This is a genomic window from Paraglaciecola aquimarina (assembly GCF_032464635.1).
GTDB lineage: Bacteria > Pseudomonadota > Gammaproteobacteria > Enterobacterales > Alteromonadaceae > Paraglaciecola > Paraglaciecola aquimarina.
Map to the genome: position 1 here is coordinate 110327 of NZ_JAWDIO010000001.1, position 15453 is coordinate 125779.

The 15453-nt window shown below is 41.1% G+C and carries 14 protein-coding genes and 2 pseudogenes; 5 read left to right on the forward strand and 11 right to left on the reverse strand.

The genetic code is table 11. The features are described 5' to 3' along the window. Nucleotides 1-194: 194 nt before the first annotated feature. The 9 genes and pseudogenes from RS130_RS00525 to RS130_RS00565 form a co-directional block, all read right to left on the reverse strand. Nucleotides 195-1922 (reverse strand): VCBS domain-containing protein, encoded by a 1728-nt coding sequence (locus RS130_RS00525; RefSeq protein ID WP_316024307.1) that lies wholly within the window; start codon nt 1920-1922, stop codon nt 195-197. An 86-nt stretch (nt 1923-2008) separates the two neighbouring features. After that, a pseudogene (locus RS130_RS00530) lies at nt 2009-3286 on the reverse strand (VCBS domain-containing protein). Nucleotides 3287-3333: 47 nt separating this feature from the next. Next, entirely contained in the window at nt 3334-3522 is a 189-nt protein-coding gene (locus RS130_RS00535; protein WP_316024309.1) for a hypothetical protein, read from the reverse strand. Nucleotides 3523-3641: 119 nt separating this feature from the next. Next, nucleotides 3642-4097, reverse strand: a complete 456-nt coding sequence (locus RS130_RS00540; RefSeq protein ID WP_316024310.1) for a TonB-dependent receptor domain-containing protein — start codon at nt 4095-4097, stop codon at nt 3642-3644. After that, nucleotides 4094-4729: pseudogene (locus tag RS130_RS00545) on the reverse strand (TonB-dependent receptor domain-containing protein); the annotation flags it as partial. The pseudogene RS130_RS00545 and the gene RS130_RS00540, both read right to left, overlap by 4 nt. A 306-nt stretch (nt 4730-5035) precedes the next feature. Beyond that, entirely contained in the window at nt 5036-5836 is an 801-nt protein-coding gene (locus tag RS130_RS00550; RefSeq protein ID WP_316024311.1) for a hypothetical protein, read from the reverse strand. Continuing rightward, a complete protein-coding gene (locus tag RS130_RS00555; protein WP_316024312.1) occupies nt 5764-6030 on the reverse strand; it encodes a hypothetical protein in 267 nt (88 codons plus the stop codon). Before RS130_RS00555 ends, RS130_RS00550 begins: the two co-directional genes overlap by 73 nt. Before the next feature lie 22 nt (nt 6031-6052). Further along, nucleotides 6053-6613, reverse strand: a complete 561-nt coding sequence (locus tag RS130_RS00560; RefSeq protein WP_316024313.1) for a hypothetical protein — start codon at nt 6611-6613, stop codon at nt 6053-6055. A 116-nt stretch (nt 6614-6729) separates the two neighbouring features. Then, on the reverse strand, nt 6730-7026 hold the full coding sequence (locus tag RS130_RS00565; RefSeq protein WP_316024314.1) for a hypothetical protein: 297 nt from the start codon (nt 7024-7026) through the stop codon (nt 6730-6732). Nucleotides 7027-7486: 460 nt separating this feature from the next. Here RS130_RS00565 and RS130_RS00570 point away from each other — a divergent pair, with 460 nt between their 5' ends. The 4 genes from RS130_RS00570 (at nt 7487) to RS130_RS00585 (ending at nt 14060) form a co-directional block, all read left to right on the forward strand. Then, nucleotides 7487-8407, forward strand: coding sequence for a DUF4861 family protein (locus RS130_RS00570; protein ID WP_316024315.1), 921 nt, complete (start codon nt 7487-7489; stop codon nt 8405-8407). A 63-nt stretch (nt 8408-8470) separates the two neighbouring features. Next, the gene (locus RS130_RS00575) at nt 8471-10393 is read left to right on the forward strand and encodes an ulvan lysase-like protein (protein WP_316024316.1); all 1923 of its coding nucleotides are present in this window, start codon (nt 8471-8473) and stop codon (nt 10391-10393) included. 59 nt (nt 10394-10452) lie between these two features. Continuing rightward, a complete protein-coding gene (gene rhaM, locus RS130_RS00580; RefSeq protein WP_316024317.1) occupies nt 10453-10767 on the forward strand; it encodes an L-rhamnose mutarotase in 315 nt (104 codons plus the stop codon). A gap of 230 nt (nt 10768-10997) precedes the next feature. Further along, nucleotides 10998-14060 carry a TonB-dependent receptor gene (locus RS130_RS00585; protein WP_316024318.1) on the forward strand — a complete coding sequence of 1021 codons (3063 nt, stop codon included), beginning with the start codon at nt 10998-11000 and terminating at the stop codon, nt 14058-14060. Between the two features lie 479 nt (nt 14061-14539). Here the strand turns inward: RS130_RS00585 and RS130_RS00590 are convergent, their stop codons facing one another. Together RS130_RS00590 and RS130_RS00595 are read right to left on the reverse strand one after the other, a co-directional pair. Beyond that, nucleotides 14540-14800 (reverse strand): Txe/YoeB family addiction module toxin, encoded by a 261-nt coding sequence (locus RS130_RS00590; protein WP_316024319.1) that lies wholly within the window; start codon nt 14798-14800, stop codon nt 14540-14542. Beyond that, the gene (locus RS130_RS00595) at nt 14793-15047 is read right to left on the reverse strand and encodes a type II toxin-antitoxin system Phd/YefM family antitoxin (protein ID WP_316024320.1); all 255 of its coding nucleotides are present in this window, start codon (nt 15045-15047) and stop codon (nt 14793-14795) included. Before RS130_RS00595 ends, RS130_RS00590 begins: the two co-directional genes overlap by 8 nt. A 210-nt stretch (nt 15048-15257) precedes the next feature. On the opposite strand from RS130_RS00595, the gene RS130_RS00600 reads away from it, so the two are divergent. After that, nucleotides 15258-15395, forward strand: a complete 138-nt coding sequence (locus RS130_RS00600; protein ID WP_316024321.1) for a hypothetical protein — start codon at nt 15258-15260, stop codon at nt 15393-15395. Nucleotides 15396-15453 lie beyond the last annotated feature (58 nt).

The window sequence follows — 15453 nt, forward strand, 5'->3', positions numbered from 1 at the left end:
CAGTGGTAAAACGCGGTAAATTGTGACTAATTGGATAAGAATTTTTCAAAGATGTATCAGCGACCTCTAGAGAAGTCTGGGAAGTTCAAGGATAACTTTGGGGAGTGTTAAATTGAAGTGAGCAACGCTTAGTCAGAGTTAAATAGCGCTACCCTGTAGCGCTATTTCAATCAATACGAGTTAGGAGAAGTCAATTATTCACCTTTTGTTAGCGGTACAGATAACGCAACAGGATTCGAAGACTTATTACTTAAATAGTCAACATTAAGCGCTTTGCCTTCAAGGATGTCATTATCATCTGCACTTTCAAAAGTTTCCTCAAACACCTTGTTAGCTTCTGTCCCTGCTACATCCGAATAAAGGGTAAAGTCATCAATTTCAAAGGTGTCCCCACCTTTTGTTTGCACATCGAAAAAACCAGGCCCTTGATTTTGGAGACCGGCCCCAACAGTCATTGATGTAAAGGTGTTATCTGAATTAAATGTCATGTCAGGAGCAGTTATCGGTGTTCCATCTATCGACAGAGAAAGCTTCGCAGGGAGACCAGCAGAACCATCCCAAGTTAATTCAACCGCAAACGGTTTACCTTTCTCAACAGTATCGGTAAGTGTATGGAACTTTCCATTTCCTGTTTCATTATTCAGTCTAAGCTCACCGCTAGCCCTAACGGTCATCGCTAAATAAGTTCTATGTAATTCGGCCCCTTTCCATACACGACCACTAAATACAAGTTTGACATCTTTTGCTGAACTTTCAGGGTATCTTGCTAAGAAGGTCGCTTTACCTTGCAGGCTTGTTTTATCTGCTATATCAATCACCCATTTGCCGTCCTTCTCGCCACCAATCTGCGCAGCTAAGTTACCACCGACTAGACCGTTAATGGTTATCGGAATATCAACCGCTGTACCATCAACTGCCATGACTTTAATTAATTCAGACAGAGGTGTTGGCGCGGTACCGTCTCCTTTTAGGGCGATAATATCAGCGTTTGTGCTATCGACGGTATATGACCAAGCTCCCATTTCGTCTATACTAAATGCCCCATAACTCGTTGTGGTAGCATCTTGGACTTGAAATCTCTGTTCATCAAAGTTGGGATCAATAATCGTCAATTCACCCGTTACATCTGGGCTATTAATATTAACCATCGCGGTTGACTCACCCTCATCATCAATAGGCAGCCCTTCAATCACCGCAGGCACAAGTTGTGAGCCTTTAATTGTCATTGCCACTGTCGCTTCAGTACCATCTAACGATTTAATAATAAAAGAATCTTCTAAAGTAGGTGGCGTTTCTGTGTCCTCGACATAATTTAACGCCTTAACTTCTGCAATACTCTCATCAAGGTCGTATGTCCACTCACCTTCTTCAGAGTCAAACGTCACGACACCATACATAGCGGTTGGTGTTTGGTCGCTTGCAAATAGAGCCTCAGCAGGGTTAGCATCCGACACGCTCACTTTGGCTGACGCACTACCGTCATCATAAAATACAGAAAAGGTAAGGGCGCCGCTAAATGTCGCTGGAACATCGATTCCATCGATTGAAATATCTACACTCGTACTGGTGCCATCAGCGGTCGTAACTTCAAAAGGGCTTTCAACTAGAGAGTCCATATCAGAACTCACTAATGCTATGACCTGCTCATTGCTTTTATCTAGCGTATACTCCCATTCGCCAGCAGCGTTAATAAAAAAAGTACCAAACTGGCCAGTCGAGGTAGCAGGATAGACTAGAGACTCATAAGGATTTGCATCGCTTACATTAAGTGTGCCAGTAGGATTTACTGCCTTGGTCGCAATACCGGAGAAATCACCAGAGATTTCTGCTGATGTTGCTGCAATCGTGGGAGTGTCGTCATCACCACCACATGCAGTTAGCGCTGTTATAATTGATAAAGCTAGGAATTGTTTTTTCATCATTTTTCCTTTTTTACATATTCTTTTTTATAGCGATGCTCTTTAACCAAAAGCATCGACATGAAGATCTTTCAGTGAATTAAGCTCAACTACATTTCAATAACTGAAATCACACTATCGGTCGTTTTTGACTTAAGAAACGGGCTGCCTCTCTTGGTCACAGGGTCGCCAGAAGCTGTATCTTGAAAATCATCTTCAAAAATAGGAGTAGATAATACGGTTGCAGCAGGATCGTCGCATATATTTTTATATCATCGATAAATACCGCCCCAACACCACCATTGCTCGGCATTTTTAGGCATCGTAAATTGAATTTCCGATACATTGTCAGTCAAGCTATAACTGGCAAGAGTTTGCGCCAAAAAGGCTTGGGTTGGATCGGCAGAAATCGCCTCATGAGAAGAGCTCACTGGCTCACCATTAATTTTCATCGAAAGGAGAGCGGGTAATCCAGAATTCTTCCTCCATGTAATTTCAATATCAAACCACTGGTCAGGAATGTGAGTTTGATCAGAAACAATATAGTCATCGACAATATTATTGGTAATAGGATCTCTTACATAATTTTTGCCTAGGTAGGTACCACCTGCTTCTATAGCTGGTGAATACATATCGATCACACCAGCATTGGATGCACGAACATGTGCAACCCTTCTTTTCTCTGAGTTGAAGCGCGAACCAATTACGCCAAATCCAGCACTAGATGGTGCATCGGCAGTGACTTTCGCCCTGAAAGTCAATTTACCTTGCTCACGCATGGCAGTTGTAATACCGCCATTATTTTGAGTGATAATTGATAATAATGCCGTCTCAGTGGTAGAACTTGGCAGCTTCGCCGCGAAGTTCAGTGGCGCACCACTAATTCTCAATGCAAACTCTACCGGTGTACCGTCTTTTGACATTAAGGTGAAAGTTTCCTCAACGAAATCTTCTGGTTCAACCAACACTTGCAGTTCTGGAAGTGTGTTGTCTAATTTGTATTCCCAAACACCTTCAGCCGTAATGGTGAACTGGCCATATTGAGATTTAGGTTCATCATCTACACCGATAGGCATAAACGATGATTGATCAAAATTCTGGTCATATACGCGAGCTTGACCTATGGCGTCAGTTTGATTCATTGCAACGTTGGCCACAAACGAACCATTAAATTCAGCCGCTAGGTCAGCATCTAAACCTTGAATTATAAAATTGATATTTTGCTGAGTCCCGTCTAAAGACGTCAGTGTTATTGAATCGGTGAGGGAGCCATTGGCATTTCCCATAATCGCCATAACTTCAGCATGAGTTTCATCTAAGTCGTATGTCCACTTGCCATCACCATCTTCAGTCATTGTGAACGTGCCGTAAGTAGCTTCAGAGACCATAGTGTAGTCAGGATCCGCTTCACCATAGTTAACATCAGTTACACCTATCACTCCCGAAGCTTGCTGTGACCAGTGGTTAACTCAACATCTAAGCCTTCATATGGAGTGCCGAAAAAACCCACTTCGGTTATGAACTCATTATTGAAATTGGCAGGTACCTGTAATGCTTCGCTATTATCTAAGTCACATGCAGATAAAGCTGTAATCATAGATAAAGCCAGAATTTGTTGTTTCATTTGATTGTTCCTATAAATATCATTTTATTCATATTGCTCAGGCGGAGTTGCCGGTCAAACCACGGTTAAACAACTACGCATGCAACAGAAAACCTATCTTTTGAAATTAATGGTTGAATTTAAAAGTTATAACTTAAACTTGCAGCGTAAGTTCGTCCCGCGTAGCGGATTCGACTTATGGCTTGGTCATTGCCACCAATGTATTCATATTCTTGGCGATTATTTAAGTTAAATGCTTGTAGGTTCAATTTTAGACCTTTGCCAAAGCGATAAGATGCCGACATATCTAAACGGCCACCTGCCGTTTGGGTACGTGCGTCACTACCTAAGAATGAAGTAGTGCCACCAGCACTTAGTAATTTCTCGTCTTGCCAGTTATACGCTAAGCGAATACTTGCCCCATCATTTTCGTAATAACCAATTAAGTTATATGAGTAAGGCGCAATGCGGGTCATAGGTTGACCGCCACCTTCATCAAGGTCTATTTTTGTGAAGTTAAACACACCACCAAAACCATTAAATGGATAAGGTAAAAAGTCTAATTTTTGTTGAACAGCTAATTCATAACCTGTCACAGTAATAGGAATGTCACTATTAAAAGTTTGGTTAATGGTAACAAGACGGTTACTAACAATGTCTTCGCCATTTTAGGATCGTATTCTCCAACCTCTTGACAACGTCCATTTGAGCTTCCGTCTTGAAGAAGCTCTAATTCACCGACATTGTACTTTTCATGGTCACCTACCGGACAAATAGTCTCGGTCGTTATTTTTCCTTCTATTTCCTTCTTGAAAATCCCTATAGAAATAGCTGAACCTTCTCGGTTATACCAAGCTAAAGACAGGTCGAAGTTATTAGATGTATAGGGAAGTACTTCCGCCTTAGAGTTTTCTAATTTAACTCTAGTAGCCGTATTAGTATTTACAGGGCTGGGCGTTTGCGCCATCAAGTTGGGACGCACTAGCGCTTCTGAATACGCAGTACGTAATACAATATCTTCGGTTAAATCAATTGATAGATTAATTGATGGTAGAGTATTGTCATAATCTGTTTCAGTCAGTACTGCAATAGGTTTTCCTTCGTCATCGAAACCTTGACCGATTACATCATTGGTAGTTTCTATGTAGCGAACACCGGCATTACCCGTGTACGAAAGGCCGCCCAACTCACCTTCAAACATTCCCATCAGATATACCGCATTAATGGCCTGGTCGGCTTTGAAATTGAAACGATAAAATTCATTTAGACCATATTCATCAGACGTTGTGCTGCCTTGAAGCTTTAATGCAAAGCCTGTTGGATCGGCCTTTTCCCAGTTTCCGAATCACATTGCCGTCTGCGTCGTATGCAACCATACCTTGTTGAACAAGACTTGCTAACTTTCGTGAATCTAGCACTTTCCAGCCAGCATCTGATCCATAGTGCCCGGGGTAATCACCGTTGAAGTATACGGTTTGGTCGTCAGATGACAGTCTGTCCTTATAGAGCACATCACCGTCAATTTGAGAAAGATTCATCGCGCCCCCCCAACACGTAAGTCGAAGGTTTCAAGAATTTCTCTAGAGTGACGGCCCCCAAACTTGACACTGGTTAAGGTAAACGCATCGTTACCCAATTCAGTATAGCGTTCAAAGTTTACTTCTCCTGATTCGAAATCTCTTTCTGGTCGTTGTACTCGACCATTAACGTAGTAATCAAGTGACTTGCCACCAAATCTAGCTAAAGCGGCTTCTCTCGCTTCAAGTTGAGCTGATCTTTCTGCTATTTGGTCTGGCGTTAGCGCAGCTTCTTGCTCAGCAGTAAGCACTTCTGGCGCTGCTGGGAAATAACCCGCAGGGAAGTCACTTTCAACCAGTGGGTTAATTTTAGGATCTAATGTACTACCAAAGCTGGTTAATCTTACCGTCTTCCAGCCGTTAGGGTCTCGTTGCCACGCATTTTCACCCAAATCATACAGAGGCTCTCCAGTTTCAGGATCAAGTTGATTCAGTACACCATTTACGTCAGAGTAGTTCCATGTATCGTAACCATTTAAGGTAGCAAAAGCGTTGCTCAAGTCACCATTACCGGTATTAATTTCTCCATTGATACCAGTCGCCGCATAATACAGCCTTTGGTTAGTATCTAAGTCTGTATATTGCTTATTCGTTTTATTCGAGTGGCGTAAATCCAGCCCTGACATATGAAATTCATTGATAGAAGATGATTTACTGGCAGTACCGTCTATTAACCAATCATCAGTCACATAATCTGCATATAAAAATATACCTTTCGCTTCTTCTTTTGGGAAGACAGTCGGTTCGATGGTGTCCATGACACGTTAGTCATTTGCGCATGGGTTACCGCATAAACAGGAATAGTCGCGAGATCAGGATGATGAATGTCTGGGTTGTAGTTTGGATTGGCATTGTCGCTCAAACGAATAGGCGCGCCAATTGGCGTAACTTGCTGTGTATCAAGTCTTCCGCTGTCATCATTAGTACCAATGGAGAACTGCACATCTTCCATATTACTATCACCTAAATCTCGCTTAGTGTAGAGGAAGTTTGCGCCGAGCTTTAACGCGTCCGTGGTACTGGAACTCGATATTACCGGTAGCAGAAAAACGATCGCCTCGAGAGTTTTCAGTGACTTGGCCAGCTTTGCCAATAACCTTCATGATAGATAGTGGCTCAGTAATGCCATGTTCCGCTTTATAAGCATTTAATGCTTCAGCGCTAATAAATTGGGTATCTTCAATCGCGTTGTTAACCACATTATTCAATGCAGTGTATTGAGTGAAGTTTGCGGTATCACGGCGGAAGTTTTGATCTGAACCTGCCACTTTGAACGCTACAGCCAGTTTATCTTTAATTAAATGCTTAGAAGCAGAAAACCTAATTTGTTTATCCCAAGCCTCTGACAGCTCTTCATAACGACTTCCGATGTTAAGAGAATATTGTCCATCTTTTTTACCAAGAGCGCGCTGTAGCTTTTTGTCAACCACCCCGGCAATGCCGCCTTCTTGTAAATCCGCAGTAGGAGCCTTAACTACCGTTACACCATCAAAAACGCCTGCCTCAAATGAACCAAAGGGGTTTGAGCCCCCCACAGCTCCCATACTTCGACTTGGTGTGGCAAATGACTGGCCTTCAGCTGTGACTTTTACATAACCGCCAGCTAAACCACGTAAATTTATTTCAGAGTTACGTGAACCGTCATCTGTATTTAACTGTATTCAGGAATAACTTGTAAAGCTTCACCTAAATCGAGAGCAGGTAAAGAGTCAATATCAGTAGCAGATATAGCATCAACAATTGATGAGGCGCTTCGCTTTATATTTAGTGCATCTTCTAATGAACTACGCACCCCGCTAACTTCGATGATTTCTAGTTCATCATCTGGATTATTATTATCTAAAGCAGTTTTTATTTCTTGTGCGATAACACTAGGAGCGCTAATAGCTAGTAATAAACTTGTTGCACCACCAATTAATAGGCTTTTATCAAAATTCTTGCTCTTCATTTCACTCTCTCTTCTCAAAGTACTAATTCTTTACGTTCATGTTTAGTATTTGTAAATCGTTCAACAAATGTAAAATATTAGTAAACAATAATAACAGCAGTAACAATTAAAACAAGTCAAATCCAATCACCAAATTCCATGTTCTTTCGGAGTAAATCCATAACCTCCTGTTATCAAAGCAATATTCCTAACTAATAAATATATTCAAAACATAGATAACCACCCACATTGAATGGGGAAAATAATATATGAAAGTCGATTTTCCATGAAAAAGTAGCTGTCTAGTCACAAACGGTAGGCTAAATTGCATTGAGAATCAAAATAATGCAAAATAAATCACACGATGACGTATAGTGTGTAAATATCAATATTCAATTACACACATTGTATTAACAATATATTCTAAAATTGTTCGACTTAATAAAAGCGATAAAATAAGACTCAAGAATAGGAACGAAAGATGCAATTAAGTTATAAACCTTTTTTAATCGCACTCGCCACTAGTGCAACACTATTTGCTTGTTCTCACACTCAATCAGGGAATTCTCCCCAAATGAGTAGCCAAAAGAAGAGCGTAATGGCATATGGCCGTTTTGTACCTGAGCGTCGAGATGATTTTGCTTGGGAAAACGATAAAGTAGCGTTTCGAGTATATGGGCCAGCAGCGCCTTTAAAAGGACATTCTAGCGGTGTAGATGCATGGCTGAAAAAAGTAGATTACCCCATCGTAGATAAGTGGTATCAAGCATATGTCGATGGAATTTCTTATCATGAAGACCATGGAGAGGGCTACGATCCGTATCATGTGGGTATTAGCCGAGGTGTGGGCAGTACAGCCGTCTGGCTAGATGGCAGACCCTACACGGCGCACAGTTTTAAAACTTACAGAATTTTAGAAAGTGGCGGCAATAACGTTTCTTTTTTACTGGAATATGAATGGTACACGCCACTTGGCATCGTGAAAGAAATGAAAACTATTTCTTTACCTTTAGGGACTCAATTATTTCAAGTCGACTCAATATTTACGTTAGATGGAAAGCCTGCTGAGCTGCCGATTGCAATTGGTGTCGCGACTCATGATGAAAAAGCCAAGGTTTATTACAACAAAGAAGCGGGTCGCATCTCCGCTTGGGAGACTATTGACAATTTTGGCATAGGTACAGGCGCACTACTCGACCCTTCTTTAGTTGAAGATATTAAGCACATACCATCAAGCGTAAAGGATGAAAGCCATATATGGATGTTTACATCCACCGACGAGCAAGGAAAGCTGTCGTATAAAGCAGGCTTTGCATGGGAAGCTGCTGGCGAGATAACCAATAACAAAGCTTGGCAAACCTACTTGGACTCAATGCTTGTGAAGTTAAAGGCATCCATTTAAACACATACACCTGCTAACTTGCGGGTGTATTGTTGAGTAAATATGATGAAAAGACGAACTTTCTTGACTACATCAGCATGTGTTGGTTCGACAGTCATGTCTCCATTTAATCTAGCATTCTCTAGCGGTAGAAATGCTTTGGGGGTACATCAACATTCTGACTACCAGCACTTGGTCTCTGAACTGCTTAAGACTTGGTGTGATGGCATGATCCAACACCAAATTGTTGATAAAACTAAGCCAGAGTTACACGGTGCATTGTGGTGTCCAGCCTGCCAAAAAATACATGGCCGTTGCATGGATGCGGTATATCCATTTATGCATATGGCACACAAAACTAACGAAGAAAAATACTTAAATGCCGCAATAATGGCTATGCAATGGGCAGAGAATGTAACCAAAGAAGACGGAAGCTGGACAGTAATACCCGACCCTAAGTCATGGGCTGGAATTACCGTGTTTGGTGCCATAGCTGTAGCTGAAGCGTTGCATTATCACGGAAGTATATTACCTAGTGATGTCGAAAAAATGTGGACATTACGCTTAGCGGCAGCAGCTGATTATATTTACAAAACCTTCGATTTAACTTTTACCAATATAAATTATGGTGCCACTGCAATTTATGCCCTCAATCTAATAGGTAAAGAGTTAGGCGAAGATAAATATATTAAAAGAAGTAGAGAACTTGCAAAGGGGATCAGTGCTTTTTTCACCACACCAAATAAACTGATATATGGTGAAGGAAAGCCCAGTCAATATAAAAGTAAAAAAGGCTTGCTACCCGTTGATTTAGGCTACAACGTAGAAGAAACCTTAAACGGGCTAGTCATGTATGCGCGACTTGAGAATGACAAAGAGCTACTCGGTTTATTAACCGAATCAATGTCAGCCCACTTAGAGTTTATGTTACCGGATGGCGGGTGGGACAACAGTTGGGGCACCCGTCACGCTAAATGGTCTTACTGGGGAAGCCGGACCACCGATGGTTGCCAACCTGCTTTTGGTCTAATGGCTGACGTTAAGCCTGAATTTGCTACCGCCGCCTTTTTAAATACAGAATTATTAGCAAAATGTACGAGTAATGGACTACTGCATGGTGGGCCTCATTATGTCAGTCATGGAGTGCAGCCATGTATTCATCATACATTTGCTCATGCTAAACCATTAGCCACTATGCTAGACAACGTACCAGCATTAAAGAATATAACCAAAAATGCACCGATCCCACGCCAACACTCTTATGGCATTAAACACTTTGCTGAGCTAGACGTGTGGCTAGTGGCAAAGAATGGCCTAAAAGCGACGGTGTCATCCTACGACTCATTATACAAAGAAGGCAATCAACAGATCCAACAAGCAACTGGAGGCGCTATTGGTCTTTTGTGGCATAAACTGAGCGGACCCATAATGGTCGCTAGCATGCCGAAATACTATATGGTCGAGGTAAACAATCAGCAAGCTCAGCCAGACGGCGAAGACATTGCTTTAACACCTCGTATAGAAACCTACAACGACAAAGGTGAGTGGTTCACTAATTTATATGACTTAGAAGCTCAAGTCTCTAGCTATAACAAAAATGAATCTTCGATAGTAGAAGTGACCGCCCAACTAAAAAATGATCACAGCCAAACCATTAGCGGCAATATCAATCGATTCAAGCTACATTACCAATTCTCAAATGACGCGCTGACAGTTTCAGTACAAAGGCTATCAGCCCAATTAAGAAATGAACGGAATACTCGATTAACCTTACCCATAGTCGCGACAAGTAACGAACGCGTTGTGCAATTGTCTGAACGCAAAATTGCTATTATAAAAGATAAATGCAGCATATTGATTGAAGGAAACATACCAATTTCACGGCGGGAAACAAAACAGAAGCGCGTGTTTAACATGGTTCCTGGTGTAGAGGCGATCATTATCGATGCCAAACTTTCTGCCCAAATCAATCAAGCCGTCAGTTGCTCTATTAGGGTAATGACATAACCAATCTGCTGTTAGATTGGTCTTTCAAATTTATTACATACAGTAGGTGGAATTTTAAAATGGAAAAAATAGCATTTGTCATGACCTTATTACCCGGCCACGAAGTTGAATATCAAAAACGGCACGATGAAATTTGGCCTGAATTAGTGGTTGCACTAAAAGAAGCAGGCGTTTCTGATTATTCGATATTTTTTGAAAAAGAATCCAATAAACTATTTGCCGTACTTAAACGCACTGAAGGGCATAATATGGACAACTTACCATTGCAACCAATTGTAAAAAAGTGGTGGGCATTTATGGCCGATATAATGGTAACTAACGCAGACAATTCTCCCGTTGTCACCGCCATCCAAAACGTCTTTCATATGGATTAAAGCCTAGTAAGAGGTAGTGGTACAAATAAGCTTCAACTGCCTCGCATAGCTCATTCATCAGCAACCCAAATAATTCATATTTAAACATATTGAGCCATACTAGGTCACATAAAGATCGATATAGACTTATAATGAAATTTATTTGTTAAAAATACTTTAAATTACTCCGGTTTGAGTTTACATTATTAACTTGTATTACAAGGATACAACACCAACTAGGAGTAAACACAATGCACAACACTCTACTAAAAAAACACAGCTTAGCAGCGGCTATTGGCTTGGCATTCAGCGGATTAACTGGGTCTTCCATTGCGCAAGAATCAGAAACGACTGAAGTCATCGAAGTATCAGGGATCCGTACAGCTCTAGCCAGCGCGTTGGCAGAAAAAAGAACAGCGGCAAGCATTAAAGAAATAATTCAAGCTGAAGATATTGGCAAACTACCTGATAATAACTTAGCGGAAGTACTTGAAAATGTAACAGGCGTGCAAATTAATAGAACTGCAGGTGTCGGTACTGGTGTCCAAATACGTGGAACAGATGCCAACCGAGTAGAAATTAATGGTGTATCTTCAGTTGGTTCAGGTAGTGGTCGCACAGGCATTAGTTTTGATGATTTACCGGCCGCATTAATTGCATCTTTAGAAGTCACTAAGGTCCCAGAAGCGAAAACCGTTGAAGGCTCAGTAGGTGGTACTGTTAACTTACGGACTTTACGGGGTAACAGTTTAAAAGATCGTCTAGTTAGTTTTAGAGTTCAAGCTGAAAATAGTGACTTGGCAGAATCAACCACGCCAAGAGTATCAGCTACATTTGGCGACAATTGGGATATTGACTCAGGTAAACTAGGCGTGGTTTTAACCGGAAGTTATGCTCAGCAAGATGTCGCCTCTTTCGACCCAAGATATGATAGAGACCGTGAGTTACTTAGTAGCTCTTCTAGCCCAAGTGCAGAAGAATTCTCATTTTTCCGTACTCAGTTTATGAACCAAGTATTAACACGCTATGAGTATGAAACCACAAACTTTACTGGTTCACTAGAATTTGAACCGAGCGATGAGTTAAAGTTTTATGCTGATGTCACATTGAATAACCAAGAGCGTATTCAAAAAAGTGCCACTGCTCAATTTTCAGGAGTAGGGTCAAATAACGCAGTTGACAACACGACCAATACTGAATTCGAAACAATTGATCTAGGCACAATTGACGGACCGAATGGCCCCTTAATACTAGGTGAAGTACAAGCTACATTAAAAGGCTATATGACGGCAGACAATGGTCACGATCCAAACGTTCGTGTGGTTGGCTCAACAGGCTCTCGTATTACAGACAGCCATGTATTTGCTTTCGGTGGAGAATGGACTGGCGATAAATTTGAACTATCTGCTGAAATTTCAAACTCTGGTTCGGAGTCTGATTTTCCAACCTTGAACACAACACTTGATTTTATTAACCCAAGATCAGCAGCTCCTGTATTTGGCTCTAGTGTAGATAACGCAACACCAGTTGAGTGGGATGCATCAGGTGGTAGTTTGCAGTTTGGCATCAAACAAGGTTTACCAGGATCTCCTTCTACTAGTGACATGTTAGATCCAGCTAACTATGCGCTTCGCCAAGTAGCCAACAATGCAAATGCTCAGGATAACGATGAAACGGCATTTCGTGTAGACGGCAGTTACGATATTTCTGATACCAACCCTTTGTTCATTGAAATCGAAGCAGGTCTACGATGGAATGAAAGTAACTCAGAGCGCACGAATACAGGCATAACTAAAAACTTCACGCACTCAACGAATAACTATTATCGTCCTCGTGCAGACTTATTTTCAGATATAGTAACCGCAGGGCCCGATAACTTCGGTAGTGCAGATGGCAGAGATATGTTTGTTAAAGACTATTTGATAATAAATGGCGATCTTTCATTTGATAATCCTAGCATGGTATTAGGTGTACTTAATGATGCTTTGGCGACAAATAACGCGATACAAATTGCTGCTGGCAATATGACGCCAGAACAAGCTGCCGAGCATTATGCACTGAATCAAGCGGTCATCGATGATACCGCTTATTTTAAAATAACTGAAGAAACCACAGCTTTCTACCTACAGGGTAATTTTGAAACTGAGTTAGGTGATGTTCTAATCACCGGTAATCTTGGTTTAAGATACATAGATACAGAGATTACCTCTGTCGGCAATAGTATTACTACCTCCGCTGAAGGTGAAGAAATCGTATCTCAAACCGATACAACCGCTTCATATGACTTTACCTTACCTCGTTTCAATATCGCAGCAGAGCTAACAGATAAGTTAATAGTACGCGCAGGAATGGCAGACGACATCCGTCGCCCTAACTTTGATAACCTGTCTACTTCTATTCGATATGGGGGTAATGCTGGAGCGGCTGTTAAAATAGGTAACCCGGCTTTGAAGCCAGAAACAGTCACCTCATATGATTTATCTGCAGAATATTACTTAACCGATTCAAGTATTTTAAGCGTGGGATTATTCCATAAAGTTCGCGGCGACATACACGACACTGTGCGTGAAAATCCACTTGAAATAACCAGCCCAACTACTGGACAAATTGAACGTGACATTACAGCCCCCTGTGAAGACGGTGGAATATTTAACCCAGTTGTAACTGACCGCAATGTTTGGTCATCAAGTGAAGAAGGTGTTGGTATCTGTGTACCGTTAGAAAGTATTTTTAACGTACCTAACGAAGAGACACAGTCTGGTTTAGAATTAGCCGTGCAGCACGATTTATCTGCGTACGAAGATCAATTGGGTTGGGCGTCTGGTTTCGGCATAATTGCCAACTATACATACCAAAAAGCGGGTTCTAAACTTGACTCATATAACAATGGTAATGGTGATGCTAACGCCCTAAACGATATTTTAGGTCGTACAGATTCAGACCAATCTACCCCAACTCTAGACGATGATGTCGTCATGGAACGTATAGTGTTGAGAAACTTATCTCGAGACTCTTATAACTTTACATTATTCTATGATAAGAACGATATTAGTGTGCGTGCCCGTTATACTTGGCGCTCAGATTTCAAAACGAACGATAAAATTAGCTTTGACCTACCACGTATAGTGGGCGATAGAGGGCAACTAAACGTAAGTGCTAGCTATGATATTAACGACAAATACACTGTAGGTATTGAAGGGGTGAACTTAACTCGTGAAGATAGAAACCAATGGTGTGTCAACGAAGGCGCATTACTTTGCTCTCAAGGTTTAACTGACCGTAGAGTGACATTTGGCATAACGGGTAAACTATAAGTTCAAGCTCACTTATAAATAATGTGGCATTAAATATTAATACCACCTTTATAAACTACAAAACTCCGACTAAATGTCGGGCTATTAAGTCAAATTGTGGCTAACTGGTAACTCAGTTAGCCATTTTTATTTGTCTCTCCCTTATAAATAAAGGGCTTGGTAAATACCACTGTGCGCTTATCAGCGCTTATCAGGACACCCATGTTAATTCCAAACCGACAATGAAACTCAGTTCTGAACCAACCCATTCCGCTGGTTCTGCAGTTGCCGTCGAAGCCCGTCATCCCTGCATGTTGTTAGCAGGGATCCAGCATTTATCCACTAAAGATCGGAACAAACATTCACCTCGTAGGGCATAACCACTGGGCTACACAGAGCAAGCCATAAAATTAGAATGAAATAAAATAGACGATTTTCTTAGCTTCCAGACATCTTTCGGAGCGAGGTTGATTTCATGGGTGTCTCAATAGGAACTCTTACTAATAATGATAACGGCAAGAGATTACTGTCATGTACGAATCTGAAACTGCATATATCAAACGGTTTGTTTCATCTATTCGTCTAGACCAGAAGCCTGATAAATTTTCTTTTAATGGCTCCGGCTTACCGATACCTTCAAATGGCGATCGCTTAGCATCACTAATTAATTTGTTAATGCGTTTTAATGTTTTCTTATCTTGACCTTGCCAATAAATATAATCATTCCAAGCTTCATCTGTCCATGCAAGTTGCCTAGTCATCAAGCGGTTCTCGTTTAACTATTTTACCTGATTTATATTGCTCTATAGATCTAGATAAGTGGGCCGCATTAGCGGGAGATTTAAGCAAATGAACGGTTTCCATTAAACTGTTATAATGGTCTAGTGACATGACAACCGCATCCTCTGCATCCCTTCGAGTGATAACCGTATAGTCAACATCATTTACAACATGATCTAAAACTGATTTAAGTCCATTACGTGCTTCCGTAAAAGATACAATACGCATATTTATTCCCACTAGTTGTACATATAATAAGACAAGTCTAACCAATCAATGATACATGTGCAATATATAAGACAATTCGACGTTTGAAAGGCTGCTAATACTTATAACTAGGCTGTAGAAAAAGTCGATTTTCTAGATATTCGTTTTTTCCAAGCGAAGGGCGATTATCAGAACGCTTATCAGGACATCCATGTTAATTCTAAACCGACAATGAAACTCAGTTCTGAACTAACCCATTCCGCTGGTTCTGTAGCTGCCGTCGAAGCCCGTCATCCCTGCATGTTGTTAGCAGGGATCCAGCATTTATCCACTAAAGACCCGTACAAACATTTACCTCATAGGGCATAACCACTGGGCTACACAGAGCAAACCATAAAATTAGAATGAAACAAAATAGGCGATTTTC

Excerpts from the sequence above, each read along its gene's own strand:
- RS130_RS00590 (WP_316024319.1), bottom strand. The coding sequence starts at position 14,800 with ATGACTAGGCAACTTGCATGGACAGATGAAGCTTGGAATGATTATATT.
- RS130_RS00600 (WP_316024321.1), top strand. The coding sequence starts at position 15,258 with ATGAAACTCAGTTCTGAACTAACCCATTCCGCTGGTTCTGTAGCTGCC.
- RS130_RS00525 (WP_316024307.1), bottom strand. The coding sequence starts at position 1,922 with ATGATGAAAAAACAATTCCTAGCTTTATCAATTATAACAGCGCTAACT.
- RS130_RS00550 (WP_316024311.1), bottom strand. The coding sequence starts at position 5,836 with ATGGACACCATCGAACCGACTGTCTTCCCAAAAGAAGAAGCGAAAGGT.
- RS130_RS00565 (WP_316024314.1), bottom strand. The coding sequence starts at position 7,026 with ATGAAGAGCAAGAATTTTGATAAAAGCCTATTAATTGGTGGTGCAACA.
- RS130_RS00595 (WP_316024320.1), bottom strand. The coding sequence starts at position 15,047 with ATGCGTATTGTATCTTTTACGGAAGCACGTAATGGACTTAAATCAGTT.
- rhaM (WP_316024317.1), top strand. The coding sequence starts at position 10,453 with ATGGAAAAAATAGCATTTGTCATGACCTTATTACCCGGCCACGAAGTT.
- RS130_RS00570 (WP_316024315.1), top strand. The coding sequence starts at position 7,487 with ATGCAATTAAGTTATAAACCTTTTTTAATCGCACTCGCCACTAGTGCA.
- RS130_RS00555 (WP_316024312.1), bottom strand. The coding sequence starts at position 6,030 with ATGGAAGATGTGCAGTTCTCCATTGGTACTAATGATGACAGCGGAAGA.
- RS130_RS00535 (WP_316024309.1), bottom strand. The coding sequence starts at position 3,522 with ATGAAACAACAAATTCTGGCTTTATCTATGATTACAGCTTTATCTGCA.
- RS130_RS00585 (WP_316024318.1), top strand. The coding sequence starts at position 10,998 with ATGCACAACACTCTACTAAAAAAACACAGCTTAGCAGCGGCTATTGGC.